Source organism: Amycolatopsis sp. NPDC031561 (assembly GCF_055580625.1).
Genome location: NZ_JBVILA010000023.1, coordinates 147,760 through 170,453, shown reverse-complemented (window position 1 = coordinate 170,453; position 22,694 = coordinate 147,760). Strand labels below are relative to the sequence as shown.

The 22,694-nt window shown below is 69.3% G+C and carries 21 protein-coding genes and 1 pseudogene; 18 read left to right on the top strand and 4 right to left on the bottom strand.

Features of this window, described 5'->3' with window-relative positions:
* The 5 genes and pseudogenes from ACZ5IK_RS34635 to ACZ5IK_RS34615 form a co-directional block, all read left to right on the top strand.
* Window positions 1-306: pseudogene (locus ACZ5IK_RS34635) on the top strand (hypothetical protein); the annotation flags it as partial.
* 68 nt (window positions 307-374) lie between these two features.
* Window positions 375-2,318: a type VII secretion-associated protein gene (locus ACZ5IK_RS34630; protein ID WP_465491546.1), complete on the top strand. Its 1,944-nt coding sequence runs from the start codon at window positions 375-377 to the stop codon at window positions 2,316-2,318.
* A 12-nt stretch (window positions 2,319-2,330) separates the two neighbouring features.
* Window positions 2,331-2,693, top strand: a complete 363-nt coding sequence (locus ACZ5IK_RS34625) for a hypothetical protein (protein WP_465491545.1) — start codon at window positions 2,331-2,333, stop codon at window positions 2,691-2,693.
* Between the two features lie 231 nt (window positions 2,694-2,924).
* The gene (locus ACZ5IK_RS34620) at window positions 2,925-3,245 is read left to right on the top strand and encodes a WXG100 family type VII secretion target (RefSeq protein WP_005166828.1); all 321 of its coding nucleotides are present in this window, start codon (window positions 2,925-2,927) and stop codon (window positions 3,243-3,245) included.
* A 56-nt stretch (window positions 3,246-3,301) separates the two neighbouring features.
* Window positions 3,302-3,586 (top strand): WXG100 family type VII secretion target, encoded by a 285-nt coding sequence (locus tag ACZ5IK_RS34615; protein WP_410604444.1) that lies wholly within the window; start codon window positions 3,302-3,304, stop codon window positions 3,584-3,586.
* A gap of 127 nt (window positions 3,587-3,713) precedes the next feature.
* On the opposite strand, the gene ACZ5IK_RS34610 is transcribed toward ACZ5IK_RS34615, so the two are convergent.
* On the bottom strand, window positions 3,714-4,469 hold the full coding sequence (locus tag ACZ5IK_RS34610; protein WP_465491544.1) for a DUF4333 domain-containing protein: 756 nt from the start codon (window positions 4,467-4,469) through the stop codon (window positions 3,714-3,716).
* Between the two features lie 62 nt (window positions 4,470-4,531).
* The gene (locus ACZ5IK_RS34605) at window positions 4,532-5,422 is read right to left on the bottom strand and encodes a hypothetical protein (protein ID WP_101612194.1); all 891 of its coding nucleotides are present in this window, start codon (window positions 5,420-5,422) and stop codon (window positions 4,532-4,534) included.
* A gap of 275 nt (window positions 5,423-5,697) precedes the next feature.
* Here ACZ5IK_RS34605 and rplM point away from each other — a divergent pair, with 275 nt between their 5' ends.
* From rplM to ACZ5IK_RS34575, 6 genes are all read left to right on the top strand, one after another.
* A complete protein-coding gene (rplM, locus tag ACZ5IK_RS34600) occupies window positions 5,698-6,150 on the top strand; it encodes a 50S ribosomal protein L13 (protein ID WP_101612195.1) in 453 nt (150 codons plus the stop codon).
* Window positions 6,151-6,164: 14 nt separating this feature from the next.
* Complete coding sequence (gene rpsI, locus ACZ5IK_RS34595) at window positions 6,165-6,677, top strand: 30S ribosomal protein S9 (RefSeq protein ID WP_037314753.1); 513 nt, start codon at window positions 6,165-6,167, stop codon at window positions 6,675-6,677.
* Window positions 6,678-6,875: 198 nt separating this feature from the next.
* Window positions 6,876-8,210, top strand: coding sequence for a phosphoglucosamine mutase (gene glmM / locus ACZ5IK_RS34590; RefSeq protein ID WP_465491543.1), 1,335 nt, complete (start codon window positions 6,876-6,878; stop codon window positions 8,208-8,210).
* Window positions 8,211-8,347: 137 nt separating this feature from the next.
* Window positions 8,348-8,656 carry a type VII secretion target gene (locus ACZ5IK_RS34585; protein WP_101612197.1) on the top strand — a complete coding sequence of 103 codons (309 nt, stop codon included), beginning with the start codon at window positions 8,348-8,350 and terminating at the stop codon, window positions 8,654-8,656.
* A complete protein-coding gene (locus ACZ5IK_RS34580; RefSeq protein WP_465491542.1) occupies window positions 8,656-11,112 on the top strand; it encodes a hypothetical protein in 2,457 nt (818 codons plus the stop codon). The genes ACZ5IK_RS34585 and ACZ5IK_RS34580 overlap by 1 nt, the downstream gene beginning before the upstream one ends.
* A 19-nt stretch (window positions 11,113-11,131) precedes the next feature.
* Window positions 11,132-11,611 carry a hypothetical protein gene (locus ACZ5IK_RS34575; RefSeq protein ID WP_465491541.1) on the top strand — a complete coding sequence of 160 codons (480 nt, stop codon included), beginning with the start codon at window positions 11,132-11,134 and terminating at the stop codon, window positions 11,609-11,611.
* 4 nt (window positions 11,612-11,615) lie between these two features.
* Here ACZ5IK_RS34575 and ACZ5IK_RS34570 read toward each other — a convergent pair whose 3' ends face one another.
* Entirely contained in the window at window positions 11,616-12,548 is a 933-nt protein-coding gene (locus tag ACZ5IK_RS34570; protein ID WP_465491540.1) for a cytochrome P450 family protein, read from the bottom strand.
* A gap of 9 nt (window positions 12,549-12,557) precedes the next feature.
* Here ACZ5IK_RS34570 and ACZ5IK_RS34565 point away from each other — a divergent pair, with 9 nt between their 5' ends.
* The 5 genes from ACZ5IK_RS34565 (at window position 12,558) to ACZ5IK_RS34545 (ending at window position 18,041) form a co-directional block, all read left to right on the top strand.
* The gene (locus ACZ5IK_RS34565; protein WP_465491539.1) at window positions 12,558-14,297 is read left to right on the top strand and encodes a fatty acyl-AMP ligase; all 1,740 of its coding nucleotides are present in this window, start codon (window positions 12,558-12,560) and stop codon (window positions 14,295-14,297) included.
* On the top strand, window positions 14,287-14,592 hold the full coding sequence (locus ACZ5IK_RS34560; protein ID WP_020633351.1) for an acyl carrier protein: 306 nt from the start codon (window positions 14,287-14,289) through the stop codon (window positions 14,590-14,592). The genes ACZ5IK_RS34565 and ACZ5IK_RS34560 overlap by 11 nt, the downstream gene beginning before the upstream one ends.
* Window positions 14,593-14,732: 140 nt before the next feature.
* Window positions 14,733-15,047 carry a hypothetical protein gene (locus tag ACZ5IK_RS34555; protein WP_410604451.1) on the top strand — a complete coding sequence of 105 codons (315 nt, stop codon included), beginning with the start codon at window positions 14,733-14,735 and terminating at the stop codon, window positions 15,045-15,047.
* Window positions 15,047-17,470 (top strand): collagen-like domain-containing protein, encoded by a 2,424-nt coding sequence (locus ACZ5IK_RS34550; RefSeq protein WP_465491538.1) that lies wholly within the window; start codon window positions 15,047-15,049, stop codon window positions 17,468-17,470. Before ACZ5IK_RS34555 ends, ACZ5IK_RS34550 begins: the two co-directional genes overlap by 1 nt.
* 28 nt (window positions 17,471-17,498) lie before the next feature.
* A complete protein-coding gene (locus tag ACZ5IK_RS34545; RefSeq protein WP_465491537.1) occupies window positions 17,499-18,041 on the top strand; it encodes a hypothetical protein in 543 nt (180 codons plus the stop codon).
* A gap of 235 nt (window positions 18,042-18,276) precedes the next feature.
* Here ACZ5IK_RS34545 and ACZ5IK_RS34540 read toward each other — a convergent pair whose 3' ends face one another.
* Window positions 18,277-19,101: a dienelactone hydrolase family protein gene (locus tag ACZ5IK_RS34540; protein ID WP_465491536.1), complete on the bottom strand. Its 825-nt coding sequence runs from the start codon at window positions 19,099-19,101 to the stop codon at window positions 18,277-18,279.
* 128 nt (window positions 19,102-19,229) lie between these two features.
* On the opposite strand from ACZ5IK_RS34540, the gene glmS reads away from it, so the two are divergent.
* Together glmS and ACZ5IK_RS34530 are read left to right on the top strand one after the other, a co-directional pair.
* The gene (glmS, locus tag ACZ5IK_RS34535) at window positions 19,230-21,092 is read left to right on the top strand and encodes a glutamine--fructose-6-phosphate transaminase (isomerizing) (RefSeq protein WP_465491535.1); all 1,863 of its coding nucleotides are present in this window, start codon (window positions 19,230-19,232) and stop codon (window positions 21,090-21,092) included.
* Between the two features lie 14 nt (window positions 21,093-21,106).
* Complete coding sequence (locus ACZ5IK_RS34530; RefSeq protein ID WP_465491534.1) at window positions 21,107-22,552, top strand: NAD(P)H-hydrate dehydratase; 1,446 nt, start codon at window positions 21,107-21,109, stop codon at window positions 22,550-22,552.
* Window positions 22,553-22,694 lie beyond the last annotated feature (142 nt).

Sequence of the window (22,694 nt, the reverse complement as noted above, 5' to 3'; positions counted from 1 at the left end):
CTGGTCGCCACGCAGACGAGCAACCCGCTGAAGCCGCTCGCCGAGTTCCTCGCGCAGGCGAAGGACGTCGGTCTGCACGTCATCGTGGTGCGCCGAAGCGGTGGCGCGAGCCGGGCGATGTTCGACCCGATCCTCGGCAAGCTCAGGGAGATCGCGGCGCCCGGTATGGTCATGAACGGCTCGCGGGACGAAGGCAACCTCGTCTCCAACGTGAAGCCGAGCCAGATGCCGCCGGGCCGAGGAAACCTCGTCACCCGGAAGCACGGCAAGCAGCTCATGCAGGTCTCGTGGATCCAGCCGGACTGACCTCCCGCGGAACCAGCTGAGGTACGGGCCGGGCTTGGGGTGACGACGACGATCTGCGGGAGTGGCTAGTGACTGTGCGGGTAGCGGTGGACTTCGGGACATCGAGCACCTGCGTAGTCGCTTCGATCAACGGCCGCGAACCGCAGGTCGTCGTGGTGGACGGGCAGCCCCTGATGTCGTCGGCGGTCTACGCCGCGCCGGACGGGACGCTGTTCGTCGGCCAGGAGGCGGAGCGGCAGGCGGCGGTGGATCCGTCGCGTTACGAGCCGAACCCGAAGCGCCGGATCGACGAAGGCGACCTGCTGCTGGGCGACAACGTCCTCCGCGTCACCGACGTCGTCCACGCCGTGCTGAAACGCGCGGTGACAGAGGCTCGCCGGCTCGCCGGTGACGCCGAGGTCGAGTTGCTCGTCCTGACCCACCCGGCCGACTGGGGCGCGACACGGACCCGCCTGCTCCGGCAGGCGGCGGGCGGGCTCGCGCGTCAGGTCGCCCTCGTGCCGGAGCCGGTCGCCGCTGCGGTCTATCACGCGGCGACGTTCGCCCCGGCCGATCTCAATTCCGAGCGCACCGTCGAGTTCAGCGGCAGGCCGGGGGACGCCCTCGCGGTGCTCGACCTCGGCGGCGGCACCGTCGACGTCTCCGTGGTCCAGCGCATGCCCGGGAGCCCGGCGGATCGCAGTTTGCCCGCTAAACGCGCCGGGTTCCAGGTCCTGGCCACCAGGGGGGACCCGAGCTTCGGGGGAGCTGACGTCGATCAGACGCTCCTGGAACACGTGGGTTCGCTGGTGTCGTCCGTGGATCCGCCGGAATGGCGGAAGCTGGTCGAGGGCCGCGAGCTCACCGACAGGCGCCGTCGCCGCGTCCTGCGACAGGACGTGCGCGGCGCGAAAGAGACGTTGTCCCGGCACGCGTACACCGACGTGCCGATGCCGCCGCCGTTCGCCGACGCCCATGTGACCCGGGAAGACCTCGAGCGGCTCATCGCGGGCCCGCTCGGGCGCGCGGTCGAGCTGACCGTGGCCGCGATCGGGGATTCCGGGCTGCGGCCGAAGCAGCTGACGGCGATCTTCCTCGTGGGAGGGTCGAGCCGGATCCCGATGGTGTCGCGGCTCGTGCACGAGCGGACCGGCGTCGTGCCCACGACCCTGGACCAGCCGGAGACCGTGGTCGCCCGCGGCGCCCTGCGCGCGGTGCTGATCGACCCGGACCGGACGGGATCGCTGGCGGGCTCCGCGGTCTCCCGCGTCGGCGGCGCCCCCACCCCGGCCCCCGTCGACCGGCGCCCTCAGTTCCCACCCGGCCCCCACCAGCCCGGCCCGCCCCCGCAGAGCGCGTTTAGCCCGCTAAACGCGACGCGGCAGGGGCCACCGTCGCCTCCGATGGGACAACAGCAGGGGATCGCGACACCGCCGCCGTGGCGGCCCGCTGAGCCCTCTCGCGAGACCAAGCCCGCCGAGCGGGGCGGGAAGAGCAAGAAGACGCCCTGGATCATCGCGGCGGCTGTCGTGGCCGTGGCGGCTGTCGTCGGCGGCGTCCTCTTCGCGGTCAACAGCGGGGAGGCCGAGCCGGAAGGCCGGCCCCTCGCCCAGTACGACTACCGCTTCATCGCGCCGATGGACTGGACGCAGACCGACGACCGCGTCGCCAAGCGCCAGGTGGTGATCCATCCGAACGACTCCCTCGCCGGGGACGACCTCGTGGTCGCCCAGGAGTACGTGATGAACTACGACGCGACGGCCGACAGACAGAAGCTCGTCGACGATCTCAGTGCCGAGGCCGGGCGAGAGCCCGAGAAGTACAGTGGCTTCAACGGTTCCGCGAACTACGCCGGCAAGACCGTCATCTACTACCGCGAGACCAAGCCGAAGGCACGCGTCGACTGGTACGTCGTCGCACAGGGAAAGATCCGCGTCCACATCGGTTGCCAGTACGGCACCGGCTCACCGCTCGAACCGCGGGTGAGCGCGGCCTGCGAGCAGGTCGTCAAAACGATGGTGGTCGTCAACTGAAGGGGGAGGCACATGCCACCCGAACCCGAGACCGCCGCAGAGAATTTCGCGCGCACAGGGCGCGACGCGGTCACCTATGCCCGGCAGGTCGCCCGCAGCGCCAAGGCGCGGTTCGAACGCCGCCGGGGTGAGAACGCCGAACTGGCGAAGCAATTCGGCAAGGGACGGCTCGCGGGCGGCGAGACCGCGCCGACCCCCGCTGTCGTCCGGAACGCCGCGAAACGGTTCCGCGCGGGCGCCGGTCTTCCGGTTCCCGCTTTGCCCTCGGCGGCAGACTTGGTTCCCTTTCGGCCAGAACCCGCGGCCAGAAGGCCACGTGTGGGTGAAGACGACGAGGACTTTTCGCAGTCGCGAATCATGCGCCGCGTCGAATGATCGATCGCTGTGCGTTTGCGAAATCCCGTGGTGAAAGCCCATTTCCGCGGACGATTCGCAAGGTGTGGACGGCTCGTCGAGGCCCGGTTCCCAGGGGGAGCGTTCACGCAAGCAACTACTTGAAACCAAACAGCGACAAGGGGGAACCAGACGTGGCAGGGTCTCCGTCGTAGGTCCGTACGAAACGAACACACCAAGTGCGGATAACCACGAACGAAGGGGGTAGCTCCCATGGCTGCTGGTTTTCAAGGAAGCGTCGAACAGTTCACCCAGTCCGAGAAGCGGGTGACCGAGGTTCGCGTCTCGATGGACCAGAACCTGAGCAAGCTTCGCGACAACATCGAGGCCACCCGCGCGGGGTGGACCGGTGACGCGGCTCTTGCGTTCAACAACGTGATGAAGCGCTTCGACGAAGCGGGCCGGGGGCTGAACCAGGCTCTCCAGAACATCGGTGAACTGCTGGAGCAGGCGGGCTCGAAGTACAACGCTTCGGAGCAGCAGCAGCAGGAACTCATCAACTCGGTCAACAAGGGCTTCGGCGTCCTCGGCTGATCTTCTGTTCCACCCTTTTTCAAACCCAAAGTCTTTCTTAACCACTGGAGGAAATCATGGCCGAGATGAAGGTCGATTACGCCACGATCCACGCGGCGGCGGACGACTGCTCGAGCACCGGCGGCGAACTGGAGTCCCTGTTCGGTCAGCTGAAGAGCGACCTCGCCCCGCTGGTCAACACCTGGCAGGGTGACGCGCAGACCGCGTACCTGGCCGCTCAGCAGGAGTGGGACAACAAGTTCGACGAGCTCAAGCAGCTCCTCGCGCAGGTCGCCGGCGTGCTGCCGCAGCTGGCCGACGGTTACCAGAGCACGGAGCAGGGCGTCACCGGCCTGTTCTGAGTCTCACGCTCCGAACGAGCAACGGCGGGCAGGCATCTTCGGATGCCGAGCCCGCCGTTTCGTTTGGGTGAAAGAAAAAGCCGCGACGGGCGTTCCCGTCGCGGCTTCCGTCGTTTTCAAGTGGCGGTCAGTGCGGGGCGCCGACCTCGAATTCCGGGGTGGTGTTCAGCACCCGGACGGTGACCTTCTTCCGCTGCCCCGAAAGGTCGATCGAGCAATCGAAAGTGGTGCCGTTCACCACCGGTTGCCCGGAAGGACATTCCGCGTTCTTCACGTCCGGTTCCCCGTAGTGCTCGTTGAGCACCCGGACGACACCGTCCTGGACCGACTTCTGATCGAGACTGTCGCCCGCGAACGCGCCGAGCAGCCAGGCCCCGACGCCGCCCCCGATCAGAACGACCGCGGCGATCCCGCCGATCAGCAACGTCTTCTTCGAAACCTTCGGCTTCTTTTCCGGCTCCGCACCGAAAGCGCCGAGTCCGCCGTACTGGGACGACTGCGCGGGCTGGAACCCGCCGCCGTACTGCCCCTGCGGAGGAGTGCCCGGAATCTGGTGCGGCGCCTGCCAATCCTGCTGCTGCGGCATCGGCTGCTGCTGCTGTTGCGGTTGCCACGCTTGGCCCGGAGCCGGGGCGCCGGTTTGCTGCCAGGGCCCGGAAAACGAACCGGTGACACCGGGCTGGGGTGCCTGCTGCCACTGCCCCGTGTAGGAACCGGTGGCCGCCGCGCCCGCGTCGTTCTGCTGCCACTGCCCGGCATGCGGCCCGGTGGCCTGCCCCTCCTGCTGCCAGCCCTGCTGCTGGTTCCCGGGATTCGCCGGTGGCTGCCACCACTGCTGCGGCTGTTGTGGCTGTTGCGGTTGCTGTTCGGGCGGCTGGCTCATCGGTGGTCACCTCGGGGCTTCGAGAACTTCACGGCGTCGGAACGAAGGCGTTCGGTCATCCTTCAGACGCCCTTCAGTTCGGTGAACCGGCGGTAGAAGTCGTCGCGGGCGGCCTTGTCCGGCAGCACGGTGATCTGTGCCGCGTCCGGCAGCTTCGGCAGGTCCTGCGCGGACGCCTTGCCCGAGAACCGGAAGTCGTAGCGCAGCTCGATCTTGTGCCCGCCGCCCTCGAACTTGGCGTCCATCACGATCTGGTTCAGCGTCCCGTCCGCGTTGAGGGAGACGGTCGTCGGCACCGGGGACTTCTTCATCTCGTCCGTGATCGCGTCGCTGATCGACGTCGGCAGGATCTCCACCCGCCGCTCGAGGAACTTGCCGAACGGGACGTCGGCGGTCAGCTCGATCCGTTTCTCCGGAAGGCTTTTGGCGCCCTTCACGATCTTCTTGTCCGCGTTGTAGGCCACGGCGATGGCGTCGGCCATCTTGCAGGCGGTGATGATCCCGCTCCACGCGCACGGAATGGCCAGACCGGCTTCGGGTTTGGGCATCGAGATCCACGGCGTCGGCGCGAGGCTCTTGTAGGCCGGTCCGAGGTACGCGTACTCGACGGCCCCGTCGCCCGGGGTGTACCAGTCGATGCTGTCGTCCGGGTTCTTCTGCGAACGGTGGCGGCTGACCCGGCTCTCCGGCGAACCGGTGCGGGCCGAGGAGATCGTGCTGCGGATGTACTTCTCGTCGAAGCGGAAGTAGGCGCCCGATTCGCTGGTGACGTCGCGCTGGTCGCCGATGGTGTCCTGCAGCTTGTTCATCGCCGCTTCGAACTTCGTGCCGACGTAGGTCGCCGCGTCGGCGCCCTTCGGCACGGCGGTGCCCGCACGCGCCTGGCCGCAGGCGGTGGTGAGCGCCAGCACGGCACCCAGCACGCACAAGATGGTCGTTGGCCGTTTGTTCATCGCCGTTCCCCTGATCGAGTCCCCGCGCGCGGTGCGCGTCCGGATCGTCTCATCCTCTCCCGCGAAGGACGATGCCGTGGGCGGTTCCGCCACACCGGCGAGGTACAGTTGCGGGGCGCCCGCCGGGCGCCGGTCCTAGTATGGGACCCCGGACCGACCCCCGCTTCGCAGTAGGGTCGGGCGTGGGGGTATCTTCATATGTCGTTGTGCGCTGCGGCGCGTAAGCGCTAGGCCCGCACAGAACCCACACGCAATGTTGACGACGAGGTAGACCCTTGCCCACGTACAGCCCCAAGCCCGGCGACGTCACTCGTGCCTGGCACGTGATCGACGCCGAGGATGTCGTGCTCGGCCGGCTCGCGACCGAGGTCGCCACGCTGCTGCGCGGCAAGCACAAGCCGACCTTCGCCCCGCACGTGGACACCGGTGACTTCGTCATCATCGTCAACGCCGAGAAGGTCGCGCTCACCGGAAACAAGCGCGAGCAGAAGTTCGCCTACCGGCACAGCGGTTACCCCGGCGGTCTGCGTAAGCGTTCCTTCGGCGAGCTGCTCGACACCAAGCCCGAGCACCTGCTCGAGAAGGTCGTCAAGGGCATGCTCCCGAAGAACAAGCTCGGCCGCGCCCAGGGGAAGAAGCTCAAGGTCTACGCCGGCCCTGAGCACCCGCACGCCGCGCAGCAGCCGCAGGCGCGCGAGATCACCAAGATCGCGCAGGTCGCGCAGTGAGTGAGGAACAGTCTGTGACCAGCACCGAGGAGACCGCGACCGAGGCCGTTGAGGCCGTCGCGACCACGGAGACCCCCGCAGTCGGCGACGCTGTCGCGACCAGCGAGACCCCGGCCGCCGCGCGCCCGTCGCGTGCCGCCGGTGGCAACGCCCAGACCGTCGGCCGCCGCAAGGAAGCCGTCGTCCGGGTCCGCGTCGTCCCCGGTACCGGTGAGTTCAAGCTCAACGGCCGCACGCTCGAAGAGTACTTCCCGAACAAGGTGCACCAGCAGCTCATCCGTGAGCCGCTGGTGACGGTCGACAAGCCCGACTCGTTCGACATCTTCGCCAACCTGCACGGTGGCGGGATCTCGGGCCAGGCCGGTGCGCTCCGTCTCGCGATCGCTCGCGCGCTCGTCGAGGTCGACGCCGACGACCGCCCGGCCCTGAAGAAGGCCGGCTTCCTCACCCGTGACGCCCGCGCCACGGAGCGGAAGAAGTACGGCCTCAAGAAGGCCCGTAAGGCTCCGCAGTACAGCAAGCGCTGATCGCGCCTCTGGCGCAACCCGCGGAAGCGCCCATCCGTCTCTCGGATGGGCGCTTCCGTGTTTCCGGGGTCTTTCGGTCTCGTTTTCCCGGTGGTCCCACCTGCCCCATGCGCCTCAGGCGTATCACGTTTAGCCCGCTAAACGCACTTTTTCGGGGCTCGCTAGGTTGTCGTGGTGGTTTTTCAAGGAGGTCGACAGATGGCTCGTCTATTCGGTACCGACGGCGTACGTGGCCTCGCCAACGAGGAGCTGACCCCGGAGCTGGCGCTCTCGCTCGCCGCCAGCGCCGCGCGCGTCCTCGCCGCCCACGACCGTTCGCACCGTCCGGTCGCGGTCGTCGGCCGTGACCCGCGTGCCAGCGGCGAGATGCTCGAGGCCGCCGTGGTGGCGGGCCTCACCTCCGCCGGCGCCGACGTCCTCCGTCTCGGCGTCCTCCCGACGCCCGCCGTCGCCTACCTGGTGGGCGCGCTCGAAGCCGACCTCGGCGTGATGATCTCCGCCTCCCACAACCCCATGCCCGACAACGGCATCAAGCTCTTCGCGGCGGGCGGCCACAAGCTTCCCGACGGGATCGAAGACGAGATCGAGGCCGGTCTCGCCGCTCCCGTCGCCCGTCCGACCGGGACCGGCGTCGGCCGCGTCAAGGACGTCCCCGACGCGGGTGAGCGCTACATCCAGCACCTGCTCTCGGCCACCCCGCACCCGCTCGCGGGCCTGCGCGTCGTCGTCGACTGCGCCAACGGCGCGTCGTCCTTCGCCGCCCCCGAGGTCTACCGCAAGGCCGGAGCCGAGGTCATCGCGATCCACGCCGACCCGGACGGCGTGAACATCAACGAGCACTGTGGGTCGAATCACCCGGACGCGTTGCGCGCGGCCGTCGTCGAGCACGGCGCCGACCTCGGGATCGCACACGACGGTGACGCGGATCGCTGCGTCGCCGTCGACGCCGCGGGAGAGCTCATCGACGGCGACCAGATCATGGCCGTCCTCGCGCTCGCCCTCGCCGAGACCGGCGAGCTCACCAAGAACACCCTGGTCGCGACCGTGATGAGCAACCTCGGCCTGCACCTGGCGATGCGCGCGCACGAGATCAACCTGGTGACCACCGCCGTCGGAGACCGCTACGTCCTCGAGGAGCTCCGCGCGAGCGGGCTCGCCCTCGGCGGCGAACAGTCGGGCCACGTCGTCCTCCCCGCGTTCGCGACCACCGGCGACGGTCTCCTCACCGCGCTGCGGGTGATGAGCCGCATGGCGTCCACCGGCAAGTCGCTCGCCGACCTCGCCGCCGTCATGAACCGCCTGCCGCAGGTGCTGGTGAACGTCCCCGTGGCGGACAAGGCGGCGGTCGCCGTCTCGGCCGCGGTCCGCGACGCCGTCGGCGCCGTCGAGGCCGAACTCGGCGACGAGGGCCGTGTTCTCCTGCGCCCGTCGGGCACCGAACAGCTGGTCCGCGTCATGGTCGAAGCCCCCGCGCACGACACCGCACAGGCGGCCGCCGACAGGCTCGCGGGAGTCGTTTCCTCCGCCTCGTAAGCCCACTCACGATCTCTCCAAGTCGCTGCGCCCCGGTTACCGGCCCGGTACATTCCGTGTGCGGGTCACCGGCACCGAAACGGTGCCGCGCGCGTCCGATCATGGACTGGACGTGAGCACTCAGGGGAGGGTGAAGAGTGACGGGCAAAGGGCACAAGGTCGATCCGGCGCAGCTGAACGAGGCCGCCAAGGTCCTGCAGGATCTGCCCAAGCAGGCCTGCGAAGGGCCGATCGGGGCGGTCGAGCAGATCAACCTGAGCGCGGCGAGCTTCGGGCCGGCGCACGGTGACTGCTTCACCGGTTACTCCGCGAGCATCCAGCGCCTCGCGAAATGCGCGCGCAGCTATCTCGCGGCGTCGGACGAGTTCGGCCGCAAACTCGCGGCGTCCAAGGACCTCTATCAGTCCAATGAGGACGCCAACGCGGCCGAGATGAGGAAGCACTGATGCCTCTCGCGGACGTCGGTGGCGACACCGGGCACGACATTCCCAGCCGGGCCGAAGTCGAGAAGATCCTCAACGACCCGAACATCGACCGCGACACCAAACGCGAACTCGCCCTCAACTACATCGACTACATCGAGGACGAGTCGCCGGAAAGCTGCGGTTTCGCCAGCGAAGCCGAGCGGAACGGCTTCCGGGACTACATCAAGTCGATGAACGGTGACTGGATCACCGAAAGCGACATCGGCGACAATGACGGCTATCTCGAAGATGTCCAGGCGGCCTACAAGACCGCCCAGGAAAAGTACGACGCGAGCCAGGCCGCGGGACGGCAAGGCGATCGCGACGCGCTGAACAAGGACGCGGCGAAGAGCCAGGAGATCGCCGGGCGCGCCACCGAGACCGATCCCGGCTGCGCGAATTCGAACGACATCATGGTGCCCGGCCTTTCGGGGTTCAAGGTCTACGAAAACTTCCATCCGCTCTACGTCCGTGCCGTGAGCCTGTCCAAGGCCGTCGGCGCCGTCGTGGCGATCGAGACCTTGCGAACCGCCTACCACGAGCAGGACAACATCCCGTTCAACCTGTTCAAGGCGAGTGCGGACGAACTGACCGCGGTCAGCACGGCCATCGCCGGATCGGCGCAGGACGTCTCCGGGAAACTGGGGAACTCGCTCGGCACCTGGGACGGCGCGGCGGCCGATCAGGCGCGTGCCTATCAGAAGGCCTATTCGGACAAGACCGGTCTGGTCGCCGAGGCTTTCAAAGCCGCCGGTGACGGGCTTCTGCGCACCAATGCCTCGGTGGGCAAGTTCTGCCGGGAGAAGGTCGATTGGCTGCAGAAGTGGTACACCGACAACATCGACGGTGCCACGACGCAGGACATCGAGCGGATCATCCGCATCGCCGACGGTTCGTGCAGCCAGAACGACATCATCCACTGCATCAAGTTCCTGAGCATCGATGCCAAGAACGCGTTCAACGACGACGGTGGTGACATCGACCAGAGCACCATCGACGAGGTCCTCAAACCTCAAGCGGTGGAATGGCTCGGGAAGGTCTTCGTCGGCTGGTTCGGCAAGCACATCGAGAACTTCCAGCTGGTGTGCAAGAACACGCGCGACGCGATCAACGGCGCGTGGAAGGCGTACTTCGATTCACTCGGTCAGGTGGTCGAGAACCCCTACGGAGACCTGGGCAAAACCCCGGAGACGGGTGGCGAAAAGCCCGTCGAGAAGGGCGGCGGAGGCAAGGACACCGGTGGCGGTGGCCCCTCCTCCGGCGGCGGTGGAAAGTCTTCGGGTGGCGGCGGGCAGATGCCGCCGCCGAGCGCCGTCGAATACAAGCAGCCGGAACCACCGGAAGTGCCGGGACAGGAGAAGAACCCGGTCACGGACAAGCCGCTCGACGTCGACCCGGCCACCGGGGAGCCGTATCCGATCGATCCCCGCACGGGTGCGGCGATCAAGAGCGACACCGACGGCACCCGGCCCGAGACTGTGACGGTCGAGCAGGGCGACCGCAAGATCTCCATGGCCGAGCCCGGCGCCGACGGGAAGATGGGCATCTCCGTCCAGGACGGAGCCGGTCAGGCCAAGGACTACAACCTCGATTTCGGCGACGGCAAGGCCACGCCGGGCACCGGCGACGCGGCGGGCGGGCCTGTGCACCGGGACACCGCCGAGCGGCTCGACCAGCAGTCGGCGTCGCGTCCCGCCGCGAATCCCGGGCAGGTCCATCAGCCGGGCCCCGACGGCAAGATCCACATCGAGGACGGCGGGCTCAAGATCACCGCGGAACGGCCCGGCGGTCCTGACGGGCCGACGCTGGTGACCGTCGACGACGGGTCCGGGCACCCGTCGAAGTACACCTTGGGCGAAGACGAACCCGCGGGCGGCCGTCACGCGAGCCCGGACTCCACGCCGCAGCCCGCCGCAAGGCACGCCGCGGAAGGCGCCGCGGCCCGGCCGGTCGAAGACGTCGCTCGTCAGCAGGCCGAGCAGGGCGTTCGTCCGCACGACGCGACGTCCGGCGGTGACGGCGGCGGAGCACCCGCCCCGGCGCCCGGTCACCCGGCCGAACCGGTGGCCGCGGTCGCGGCGGCCGATTCCGAATCGACGACGGCCCAATCGCTGAGCGACCCGTTCGGAAGTGATCTCGGCGAGACGTCGGATCCCGCCGGAGCCGGTGGCGGCGCGTCCGCTCCTTCGGCGCCCGCCGGGCTCGGGGCAGCGCCCGGCGGGGGCGCCCAGGATCCGGCCGCGGCCGGTGCGGGGATGATGGGCGGCATGGGCATGATGGGCGGCGGAGCGGCCGGAGGCGGGCAAGGGTCCGGTGAAGACCAGCAGCGCGCGTCCAGCGGATACCGGGTCGACGGCGGCCTGTTCGACACCGCGACGACGACGGGCAGCCGGATCAGCGGTTCGCTCGACGACGACGGCGTCATCGGCTTCCGCTAGCGGTCAGGGGAGGGGATCAGTGAATCCTGAGGAGGATCTCGCCAGACTCCGGCACAAGCTCGCCGGACTGGAGCGCGAGAACGGCGACCGGATGTACCTGGTCGACAACCGGGCGAGCAAGGCGATCGAGGAGACCCAGGCCGCGGGCGAAAAGCTCAAGCAGGAGACGAGCGCGGCGCTGACCGCGCGTCTCGAGCAGAAGCGGCGGGCTGAGGCCGCGGGAGGCTGGGAGACCGAGTCGACCCTGGGCGACAAGGTCGAAGACGACGGCGACTTCGGGTTCGAGGAAGACGAGGCCGAGAACGAGCGCCGTGCCGGATACCGGACGGCCGACGAACCGCCGATCTCGTTCCGGCCGCCGCCCGCCGTTCCCGCGCCTCAGGTTCCGCCGCCACCCCCGGCGCCGGTGCCGGAGGAACGTCCGGCCGGACGGCATCGGCGGGCGGCCGCGAGGGGCGACGACGACGATTTCGCCGACACCGACTGGCTGGCGACCTGAGCCGTCAGGTCCGCAGCGTCACGATGGCCCGCTCCACGCCGTGGAAGACGGCGTGCGTCTTGTATCGCACGTCTTCCACGACGTGGTCGGGAGTCAGGACTTCGGCTAGGGCGCGAAGTGCCACTTCGCCCTCGGCGACCGCGATGCGCGAGCCGGGGCAGGTGTGGCGGCCGAGGCCGAACGCGAGTTCGGTGCCGGGTCCCAGCGGGACGGCCAGTTTGTCGTCTGCGGTGAAATCCTTGTCTCCCAAGGAGAACGGCGCTGTCACGCGGCGGGCGGCGAAGCGGGTCGGGGCGACTTCGTGGATCAGGCCGCGTACGTCGTCGAGGACGTCTGGGCGGCGGAGGAGTTCGAGGCCGGCGAGGGCGAGGAAGTTCATGGAGTTCTCGTACGCCGCGTGGGCGAGCATCACCGGCGTGATCATCAGCTCGTCCTCGGTGATCCGGCCCGCTTCGTGCGCTTCGCGGAGCAGCGCCAGCCCGCCTCCTTCGACGGCGGTCGCCTTGAGGAAGAACATCGCGACCCGGAGCGCGGCCATGTCGGCTCCGGCCGGTCCGCCCGACCAGACGTCCAGGTTCGCGGCCGTCTCCGACAGCTTCGTCAGCAGCTTCTCGCCGAGTGGCTCGACAGTGCCGAGTACCGCTTCGGTCACCCTGGCCGCCGCAGGCCTGGCGAAGTCGGCCACGAGGTCGAACCGGGCGCGCGACTTTAGCGGGCAAATCGCGACGCGCAGGTCGGTGACCAGGGCGTTCGGCAGGGGCTCGACCAGGGCGATGACCTCCTTGACGACCGCGCGCAGCCGACGGTGGTCCGCGCCGTCCATCAGCAGGAGGTTCGGGGTCTCGGCGGCGGCACCGCCGGGGTTCGAGCTGAGCTCGCGATCGCGCAGGGCCCTGACGCGGTCCGCCGGATCGTCCAGCACGAAGAAGTCGTCCACGTTCGTATGATGCCCAAGCCGCGGCCGGAGGATGTGCCAGTGCCCGAAGAAGTGCCGGAAGAAGTGTTGCGGACCCCGCTCGTGCTCCGCCTGCTCGAACGCGCCGACATCGAGCGCCCGGCGTACACGCACCTCGACTGCTCGAACCGGCACGAGCCGGTCGAGGACACGCTGACCTGGGCCGACCTTCTTGTCCACGTCCGCGCTGTCGCCGCGAAGCTGCGTGAGGTGATCCAGCCGGGCGACCGCGTCGCGATCACGGCTCGGCAGGACCTTTCCTACGTCGTCGCGTTCTTCGGCGCGCTGTACGCCGGGGCCGTCGCGGTGCCGCTGTCCGCGCCGGACGTCCGCGCTCACCGCGAGCGGCTCGTCGGCGTCCTCAACGACTGCGACGCCGACATCTGGCTCACGTCGGAAGCCCTGGTCGAGCGGCTCACGGAGTTCGCCGAGGCCGAGCCGGTGCCGTCACCCCGCGAGATCGTCGCCGTCGACACGCTGCCGCTGGATCCGGCGGACCGGTCCGGGCCGGCGCGGGTTTCCCCCGAAGACCCCGCGTACCTGCAGTACACGTCCGGCACGACGCGATCGCCCGCCGGCGTGATCATCACGCAGCGGGCCCTGTCGGCCGCGTGCTGGCAGATCTGCGACGCCTACGACGTCGGCGAGCACACCACGTGCGTCGGCTGGATCCCGTTCTTCCACGACATGGGGCTGGCGCAACTGCTCGCGGGGACGATGCACTCCGGCGGCCGGACGGTGTTCATCGCGCCGCTGGAGTTCATCCGGCGCCCGGAGCGCTGGCTGCTGCTGATGTCGGCGTATCCGAACACGCTCACGGCGGCGCCGAACTTCGCGTACGACCTGGTGACCGAGGCCGTGCCCGAGCCGAAGCGCGCCGAGTACGACCTCTCGACGGTGTCGATCGCGCTCAGCGGCAGTGAACCGGTCCGGGCGGCGACCGTCCGGGGGTTCCTCGCCGCGTACGAACCCCACGGGTTCCCGAGGGGCGCGTTCCGGCCGTCCTACGGCCTGGCCGAGGCGACGGTCTACGTCGCCAGCGGCGACTCCGGCGGCCCGGTGGTGACCGAAGTGGACGGCCGCGAGGTCGTCGAGATCGGCTGGCCGAGGGGACAGCGGGTCCGCGTCGTCGCGCAGGCGGATCGCGATTTGCCCGCTAAAGTCGACGGCCCACCGGAGCGCGGTTTGCCCGCTAAAGTCGACGCGGGCGAGATCTGGGTCAAGGGGCCCAACGTGGCGGCGGGGTACTGGCGGCGCCCGGAGTTGACCGCCGAGGTGTTCGACGCCGAACTCGACGGGGAGGGCGGCTGGCTCCGCACCGGCGACCTGGGCTCGATCCGGGACGGCAGGCTCTCCGTCACCGGACGCCTGAAGGACCTGATCATCATCGACGGCCGTAACCACAGCCCTCACGACATCGAAGAGACGGTCGCCGACGCCCACCCCCTTCTCGGGCCCGAGCGGGTCGCCGCGTTCTCGGTCGACGGCGACGAAGGCGAGGGCGTCGTCGTGGTCGCCGAACGCGCCCGGAAGGCCCCCGACTTCGACGAACCCGAGATCGCGCGCGCTGCCACCCGCGCTGTCGCCGAACGGCACGACGTGCGCCTCCGGGCCTTCCTCCTGGTGAAACCCGGCGGGCTGCCGCGGACCTCCAGCGGCAAGGTCGCGCGTTCCGCGGCCAGAACGCGGTACTGGCTCGCGGATGGGACAGAATCCCCCCATGGCAGCTGACGGGAGCGAGTACGTCGACGAGATCAAGGCCCTCGTCTGCGAGACCTTCGACGTCGATCCGGACACCATCGACGAGAACACGCCCTTCGCCGAAATGGGCGTCGACTCCCGCCGCCGGGTCCGGCTCCTGGCGACGGTCGAGGTGGAGTTCGGGATCGACATCGACCTCGACGAGCTGGATCGCCTGGTCGACATCCGGGGCGCGGCGACCGTTCTCGCCGAGGCGGTCGAGGCGGGCGCGAAACCACGAAAACGCGGTCTACCAGGCTTCTTGCGCCGGAACCGTTTGAGTTAGCAAAGGTGTGAATGTTCCTGCGGCCTCGGTGACCGGTGGGTACATTCTGTGTGCATATGCGACGGCACCTGATGCCGTCGGCGTGCGTCGTAGGTAGGACAACGAGGCGGATACAGAGCGGGACGAAGGGGGCACCGGTCATGCCGGACGGGGGCTACAAAGCCGATTCAGAGGCGATGCTCACGGCGTCGACGTCGTTGGAGCGCGCGGCTGAGAAAACGACGTCCGAGGCGGGGAAGGTGGGGCCGACCCAGGTCGGGCCCGAGAACTTCGGCCGAGTCCACAAGGACCACCAAAAGGGCTATGCCACCGGGATTCTCGCCATTTCCGACGCGATGAAGGGCTACGCGGGCCAGCTCACCCAGCTCGCCGGCGGGGTCAGCACCGCGTCGACCCGCTACACCTCATCCGACCAGGCGAACGCCGCGGCTGCCAACAAGGCGGGGACCCAGTAATGAGTGAACCGACGCCCGCACAGATCAAGGAAATGCTGAACGACCCCTACGTCACTCAGGGCACGAAAGACGCTTTGATGTTGCCGTGGGCCAGGGAAGCGGCCTACAAGAAGGCCGTCGCCGAACGTGACTCGAACGCCGCGGGGGACAAGAAGCAGGCGGCCGAGACGAAACAGGCCGACAAGGACCTCGACTCCATGTCCCGGCCTGCCGCCGGAGGCGCGACCACCAAATCCGACCAGGTGCTCGACCTCGGAAAGCCGGCACTGGACTTCTTCTCCGATTGGGCCGAGCAGGTCTGGAACAAGATGCCGGAGAAGTCGGGCGAAATCAGCTACAAGACCGACATCTGGGACCGGTTCCACGAGAACCGTGAGATCAATTTCCAGAAGATGTTCGACGAGGTCGAGGATCTCGGCGACGCCAAGAAGATCGTCGAGCAGACCCAGAAGGACGCGACTTCGGCGCTGACCACGCTCTTCCACGACTGGAAGGGCGAGGGCGCGACGGCCGCGAAGGTCAAGTACGAGCAGCGGATCCAGCCCGACGCGAAGGAACTCATCGCGCAGATGGAGGGCGCCATCAAACTGGTGCCCTCGACCATCGACAAGATCTACACCGCGCTCAAGCTGAAGGTCGACGAAACGCTGAAGCTCCGGGTCGACAAGGTCGCGACGGCACCTCTGTACATCGCGAAGCAGGTCGTCGACATCGCGAACGGCAAGGTCGGTTCCAAAGAAAAGCTCATGGACGTCGCGTACTGGCTCGACTCCGCGTGTCCGGGCAACAACCTCGCCGAACGGCTGCGTCACGACGACTGCAAGCTGAACGACGAGAACAAGGACTATGCGATCGGGGCCGCGAAGCAGTGGCTGAAGGGTTCTTTCGCCACCGAGTTCGGTGAGCGGTACGAGAACTTCAAGAAGCTCTGCAAGAACGCGACCGACACGATCAACACGCAGTACCACGAGCTTTCGCGGTTCATGGAGGACTACACGAACCCGTTCCCCGCGGCCGGGTCCGAAAAGCCGCCGGGCAACGAGAAGCCTCCGGGCACCGAGAAGCCGCCGGGCAACGGGACCCCGCCCGGTGGTGGCGGTGGCACCCCGCCCGGCGGCGGGGGCGGCACGCCTCCCGGTGGCGGAGGCGGCAGCAGCACACCGCCGGCGGCGGAGGTGCCTGAGGCGCCGAAACCGGAGGACAAGCCCGCCGAGGGCACGAACCCGGTCACCGGGAAGCCGCTTGAGCTGGACCCCGAGACCGGCAAGCCGTACCCGATCGACCCGGCGACGGGCGAGGCGATCAAGGACGGCATCGACGGTCAGGACACCATGACCGTCCAAAAGGGCGACAACAAGATCGAGATGACCGAGCCGGATAAAGACGGCAAGATGGACATCAAGGTCGACGACGGCAAGGGCAACGAGAAGGACTACAAGCTCGACTTCGACGATCCCAAGGGCGAAGAGGGCAAGGACGGCGAAAAGGCCAAGGACGGCAAGGACGGCGACTTCGGTCCGCAGGGCGCGGTCAAGGAAGGCGAGCCCGGCAAGGACGGCGTCTACCGGCCCGGCCCGGACGGCAAGATCCACATCCAGGACGGCAACCTCAAGATCACCGCCGAGCAGCCGGACGGCCCGAACGGCCCGACCGTGGTGACCGTCGACGACGGCAAGGGCGAGCCGACCACTTACACCCTCGACGAAAAGGGTGAGAAGAAGGAACTCAAGCCCGGCGACGTCATCGACACCGACGACGTCAAGAACGGCCTGGACGACCGGAATCCCGGCAATCCGCAGCCCGGCAAGGTCGACGGGGTCGGCGAGGTCCGCACGATGCCCGCGCCGGCGGACGGCGCCGGTTTCGCCGCTCCGGGTGGCGTCGAGGTCGGTGCTGGAGTCAGTGGTGGAGTCAGTGGTGGCGAAGGGACCGCCGCGGTTTCCGCGGAGGCCGAGGCCGCCGGTGGCGCCGCGTCGGGCTCGGGTGGTGAGGGCACCGTGCCGACCGCGAGCGGCGGCGGCGGAGGCGGTGGCAGCTTCGAAGGAGCGCTCGGCGGTGTCGGCGAGGGTGGTTCGGCGGGGTCGCTGAACGAGGCCGGTTCGCTCGAAGCGGGCATCCAGACCGGGGGCGGCGCGCAGCCGGCCGCCGTCGAAGGCGGTCTCGGGATGGCGCCCGGCGGGATGGACCCGGCGCCCGCGGGAGCCGGTGCCGGAAGCTCGTCCGCCGGAATGGGCGGCATGATGGGTGGAATGGGTGCCATGGGCGGCGCGGCCGGTGGTGGCGGTGGCGGCGGTGACACGCAACGCGGCTCGAGCCAGTACCGCGTCGAGGGTGGCATTTTCGAGACCAGCGGCGCGGGCGGCCGGATCAGCGGTTCGCTCGACGACGATGGCGGCGACCGTTCGATCAGCTACGAGCGATGATCGGTAACCGGGGAACGAGGGAGGACCGATGAGCGCTGTCGACCGGCTGGCGGCCGCCATGTCGAGGCAGGACGCCGCCATCACCGAGCAGCTGGAGCAGCGCGGACTGCGGGAGCGGCACCTCGCCGACGCCAAGGCCCAGGCGATGGAAACCATGCAGAAGGACGCCGCCGTCCACGACAAGTACGCGGCCCACATGCAGGAACTGGGAAAGCGGAGCAAGGAGGCGGGCGGCTGGCTGACCGGCAAGACGACCGCCGACCGCAGCCACACGATGGGCTTCGGCATCGAGGACGACGACAAGCCGGACGCCCGGTTCGCCGAGTTCAGTGGCCAGCCCAATGCATCGCGGCCTGCGCCTCCGCCCCCGCCGCCTCCTCCGGTCGCGCCCGGGGTGCCCGGAATGCCGGCGACGGTGGACGTCCCGCCGGCTGCGGCGGCGCCGCCCGCTCCGAGTGCCGAGACGCCCGAAGCGCCTGGCACGCCCGCGCGTCGTCGAGGTCGTCACGCCCGCGACGACAAGGGTTTCGACGACGACGACTTCTCGAACAACTCGTGGATGGTCGACTGACCGTCTCACCGCACTTCAGGGCCCGGCTCAGCAGAGCCGGGCCCTCCTTTTACTCGCTCCGCTCGCCCGGACCGCGTCGACTTTCGCGGGCTAACCGCGATCTGGCCGTACGGCCAGCCCTCCCGGGACCGTGTCGACTTTCGCGGGCTAACCGCGACGCGTAGGCAGGCTAAGTAACGAGGCGCGCGTCGGGGCCCGGATCGCGATTAGCCCGCGAAACGCAGGTCGGCCGGGGTCAGGCGGCGGGTTCGTCCTGGGTCTCGATGGGGGCGCGTTTGACGTCGGCGTCCAGGAGAGGCTGGTACTTCGTCGTCCCCGTCAGGTGAGTGAGGAAGAACGCGGTGAACAGGGCCCTCGTCAACTGCTGGGTCCCGCGGTGCGGCTTCCCGTGCAGCAACAGCTGGCTCCAGTGCCTGCCCTCGGTGACACCGAGGTGCGACGACTTCCCGAGCGTCCGCAGCTGCACCGGCCCGCCCCACGCGTCCGCGATCGCCTCTGCATGTCCGACAGGCGGCGCGACCAGGTCTTCGCTCGCCGCGAGATGCAGGCCGGGCGCGGTCACCGACTGGGCCGACACCGTCGCGGGAGGCAGCGTCTGCGCGGGAGTGATGGTCGCGACAGCGCGAATCCGGGGCCGCTCGTCGTTCTCGGCTGCCTGAGCGGCGGCGAGAATGGCCGAGCCGCCACCGGTCGAGTGCCCGGCCAGGCCGAGTTTCGCCGGGTCGACGCTGATGCCGTCCGGTCCGAGACGGACCGTCGTGATCAGGTCGAGCGTGGTCAGCAGGTCTCCGGCCAGTAGCCGGTGCGACGGCAGCGGTCCGCGCTGGGTAGCCGGGGCCGCCGCGACGATGCCCCAGCTCGCGAGGTGCCGGAGCAGATGCCGGTAGCTCCCGGTCGGCTGCAGCCATCCATGCCCGAACGCGATCGCGGGCAGACCGAGCCCTGAGCGGGGGGTGAACACGACGCCGGGGAGCCCGACCAGGGCGAGGTTGCCGCGCAGCACCTCGTGCGGACCTGGGTGGGACAGCTCCGCGAGCAGCTGTTTGGGCTTGCTGGCCATGTTCGTGACCTTACTGCCCGCACCCCCGTCCGGCCCGCGCGCCGCCCCGCGGATCGCGTTTAGCCCGCTGAACGCGAGTGCGGGCGCCCGCGCGAAACGGCCGGATTTCCGTCGTTAGGGTGGTGGCCGTGTGTGGAATCGTGGGATACGTAGGACACCGCCCGGCCCTGGACGTCGTCATCGGCGGCCTGCGCAGGATGGAGTACCGCGGCTATGACTCGGCAGGCGTCGCGGTCCTCGACGGCGCCGGTGCGCTGAACGTCGAGCGCAAGGCGGGCCGCCTGGCCAACCTGGAGACCCAGCTCGAAACCGTCGGCAGGGACGCCTTCACCGGCACCGCCGGGATGGGCCACACCCGCTGGGCCACCCACGGCGCCCCGGTGGACCGCAACTCGCACCCGCACCGCGACGCCTCCCAGCGCGTCGCCGTCGTGCACAACGGCATCATCGAGAACTTCGCCGCCCTGCGCTCCGAGCTCGAGGCCGACGGCGTCGAGATGGCGAGCGACACCGACTCCGAGACCGCCGCGCACCTCATCTCCCGCGCGTACACCGAGGGCGACACGAAGGGCGACTTCTCGGCCAGCGTCGCCGCGGTCTGCCGCCGCCTCGAAGGCGCGTTCACCCTGGTCGTGACCATCGCCGACCAGCCGGACACCATCGTCGCCGCCCGTCGCTCCTCGCCGCTGGTCGTCGGCGTGGGCGAAGGCGAGCACTTCGTCGCTTCCGACGTCGCCGCGTTCATCGAGCACACCCGCGAGGCCGTCGAGCTCGGCCAGGACCAGCTCGTCGTGATCACCCGCGACGGCTACGAGGTCACCGACTTCCACGGCGACGCCGCGCAGGCCAAGCCGTTCACCGTCGACTGGGATCTCTCGGCCGCGGAAAAGGGCGGCCACGAGTACTTCATGCTCAAGGAGATCGAGGAGCAGCCCGAGGCGCTGGCGAACACGCTGCGCGGCCACTTCGACGGCGGCCGGATCATCCTCGACGAGCAGCGCATCTCCGATCAGGACCTGCGCGACGTCGACAAGGTCTTCGTCGTCGCCTGTGGTTCCGCGTACCACTCCGGCCTCGTCGCCAAGTACGCCATCGAGCACTGGACCCGCCTCCCCGTCGAGGTCGAGCTGGCGAGCGAGTTCCGCTACCGCGACCCGGTGCTGGACCGCGCGACGCTGGTCGTCGCCGTCTCACAGTCGGGCGAGACCGCGGACACCCTCGAAGCCGTCCGTCACGCTCGCGAGCAGAAGGCCCGCGTCCTGGCCGTCTGCAACACCAACGGCGCGCAGATCCCGCGCGAGTCGGACGCCGTCCTCTACACGCACGCCGGTCCGGAGATCGGTGTCGCCTCGACGAAGGCGTTCCTCGCTCAGATCGCGGCCAACTACCTGGTCGGCCTGGCGCTCGCGCAGGCCCGCGGCACGAAGTACCCGGACGAGGTCGCCCGCGAGTTCGCCGAGCTCGAGGCCATGCCCGCCGCGGTGCAGAAGGTTCTGTCCACTGTGGACCAGGTCCGTGACCTCGGCCGCCGGATCGCCGACTCGAAGGCGGTGCTGTTCCTCGGCCGTCACGTCGGTTTCCCGGTCGCCCTCGAAGGCGCGCTGAAGCTCAAGGAACTGGCGTACATGCACGCCGAAGGCTTCGCCGCCGGTGAGCTCAAGCACGGCCCGATCGCGCTGATCGAAGACGGCCTGCCCGTCGTCGTGGTGATGCCGTCGCCGAAGGGGCGCGCGGTGCTGCACTCGAAGCTGGTGTCGAACATCAGCGAGATCCAGGCGCGCGGCGCCCGCACGATCGTGATCGCGGAGGAAGGCGACGAGACCGTCCGCCCGTTCGCCGACGAACTGATCGAGATCCCGGCCGTCCCGACGCTGCTGCAACCGCTGGTTTCGACGGTTCCGCTGCAGGTGCTGGCCGCGGAAATCGCCCGTACGCGCGGGTACGACGTCGACAAGCCGCGTAACCTGGCGAAGTCGGTCACCGTCGAGTAAGGACCGGAGGCGTCGTGCAGGGAATCTGGACCACGGAACGGATTCGCGCGGCGGAGGACCGGTTGCTCGCCGTCACTCCCGACGGCGGGCTCATGCGGCGAGCGGCGTTCGGCCTCGCGGTGCACGCCGCGGCGATGCTGGAAGACCAAACGGGTTCGGTGTCCGGACGGCGGGTGACGCTGCTCGTCGGGTCGGGCAACAACGGCGGTGACGCCTTGTGGGCCGGCGCGTTCCTGCGCCGCCGCAACGTGGCCGTCTCGGCGATCCTGCTGAAGCCTGAACGAGCTCACGGCCCGGGTTTGGCCGCCTTGAAGCGATCCGGCGGCAGGGTGGTGTCCGTTGAGGACGGTCCACAGTGGATCATCCGTGCAGATCTCGTCCTCGACGGGATCGTCGGGATCTCGGCGCGAGGTCCCTTGCGGGCGGATGCCGCCGCGCTGCTGGAGCACGTGAGTTCGCCCGTGCTGGCCGTCGATCTGCCGAGCGGGGTGGACCCGGACACCGGCGCCGTCGACGGTCCGGCGGTCGTCGCCGACCGCACGGTCACTTTCGGCGCGCTCAAACCGGTGCACGTCCTCGCGCCCGCGTCCTGCGGCGAGGTCGCACTGGTCGACATCGGCCTGCGACCGGAACTCGGCGAACCCGATCTGCGGCGGCTCGACACGGCCGACGTCGCCGCGGCGTGGCCGGTGCCAGGGCCGGGTGACGACAAGTACAGCCAAGGCGTGGTCGGGGTGGCCGCGGGATCCGCGACGTACCCGGGTGCGGGCGTGCTCGCCGCGGGCGCCGCCTTGCGGGCGACGTCCGGACTCGTGCGGTACGCCGGGCACGCCGCCGACGTGGTGCGCGGGCGCTGGCCCGACGTCATCGCGACGGGTTCGGTGACCGATGCCGGACGGGTCCAGGCGTGGGTCGTCGGACCGGGAATCGGGACCGGGAACGAGGGGCGGGACGTGCTGCGGTTCGTGCTCGGGCGTGGCGTGCCGGTGTGCGCGGACGCCGACGCGACGACGATCATCGCGCGCTCGCCCGACGTGCTCGACGCGCGCGATCCGGACACGCCGCTCGTGCTGACCCCGCACGCGGGGGAGTTCGAGCGGCTGATGGGTTCGCCGCCGGGGGCGGACCGGGTCGCGGCGGCGCGGTCGGCCGCGCGGAAGTACGACGCCGTCGTGCTCTTGAAGGGGCACTGCACGGTGGTCGCGGCGCCGGACGGACGCGCGCTGGTGAACACGCCGCGGGGATCGTGGCTCGCGACGGCGGGATCGGGGGACGTGCTGTCCGGTCTCATCGGCGCGCTGCTCGCGGCCGGGCTCGACCCGTGGCTGGCGGCCGGCGCCGCCGCGCACGTCCACTCGCTCGCCGGGTCGCTGGCCGCCGACGGCGCGCCGACCTCGGCTTCCGGCATCCTCGGTGCCGTCCCGGACGCCATTCGGGCTGTCCGTTCTCTGGCGTCCTGACCTGCGTTTAGCCCCCTAATCGTGCTCTGCTGGCAGCCGCCTCCAGAACGCGATTAGGGGGCTAAACGCACTTCGGTGCGCTGAGGCGCGGGGTGAGGGGAAATGCGAGAGTTATCGAGTTACGTGTTAACTCCCGGCGAAT

Excerpts from the sequence above, each read along its gene's own strand:
- ACZ5IK_RS34625 (WP_465491545.1), top strand. The coding sequence starts at position 2,331 with ATGCCACCCGAACCCGAGACCGCCGCAGAGAATTTCGCGCGCACAGGG.
- ACZ5IK_RS34620 (WP_005166828.1), top strand. The coding sequence starts at position 2,925 with ATGGCTGCTGGTTTTCAAGGAAGCGTCGAACAGTTCACCCAGTCCGAG.
- ACZ5IK_RS34615 (WP_410604444.1), top strand. The coding sequence starts at position 3,302 with ATGGCCGAGATGAAGGTCGATTACGCCACGATCCACGCGGCGGCGGAC.
- ACZ5IK_RS34610 (WP_465491544.1), bottom strand. The coding sequence starts at position 4,469 with ATGAGCCAGCCGCCCGAACAGCAACCGCAACAGCCACAACAGCCGCAG.
- ACZ5IK_RS34605 (WP_101612194.1), bottom strand. The coding sequence starts at position 5,422 with ATGAACAAACGGCCAACGACCATCTTGTGCGTGCTGGGTGCCGTGCTG.
- glmM (WP_465491543.1), top strand. The coding sequence starts at position 6,876 with ATGGCTCGTCTATTCGGTACCGACGGCGTACGTGGCCTCGCCAACGAG.
- ACZ5IK_RS34580 (WP_465491542.1), top strand. The coding sequence starts at position 8,656 with ATGCCTCTCGCGGACGTCGGTGGCGACACCGGGCACGACATTCCCAGC.
- ACZ5IK_RS34565 (WP_465491539.1), top strand. The coding sequence starts at position 12,558 with ATGCCCAAGCCGCGGCCGGAGGATGTGCCAGTGCCCGAAGAAGTGCCG.
- ACZ5IK_RS34560 (WP_020633351.1), top strand. The coding sequence starts at position 14,287 with ATGGCAGCTGACGGGAGCGAGTACGTCGACGAGATCAAGGCCCTCGTC.
- ACZ5IK_RS34555 (WP_410604451.1), top strand. The coding sequence starts at position 14,733 with ATGCCGGACGGGGGCTACAAAGCCGATTCAGAGGCGATGCTCACGGCG.
- ACZ5IK_RS34550 (WP_465491538.1), top strand. The coding sequence starts at position 15,047 with ATGAGTGAACCGACGCCCGCACAGATCAAGGAAATGCTGAACGACCCC.
- ACZ5IK_RS34545 (WP_465491537.1), top strand. The coding sequence starts at position 17,499 with ATGAGCGCTGTCGACCGGCTGGCGGCCGCCATGTCGAGGCAGGACGCC.
- ACZ5IK_RS34540 (WP_465491536.1), bottom strand. The coding sequence starts at position 19,101 with ATGGCCAGCAAGCCCAAACAGCTGCTCGCGGAGCTGTCCCACCCAGGT.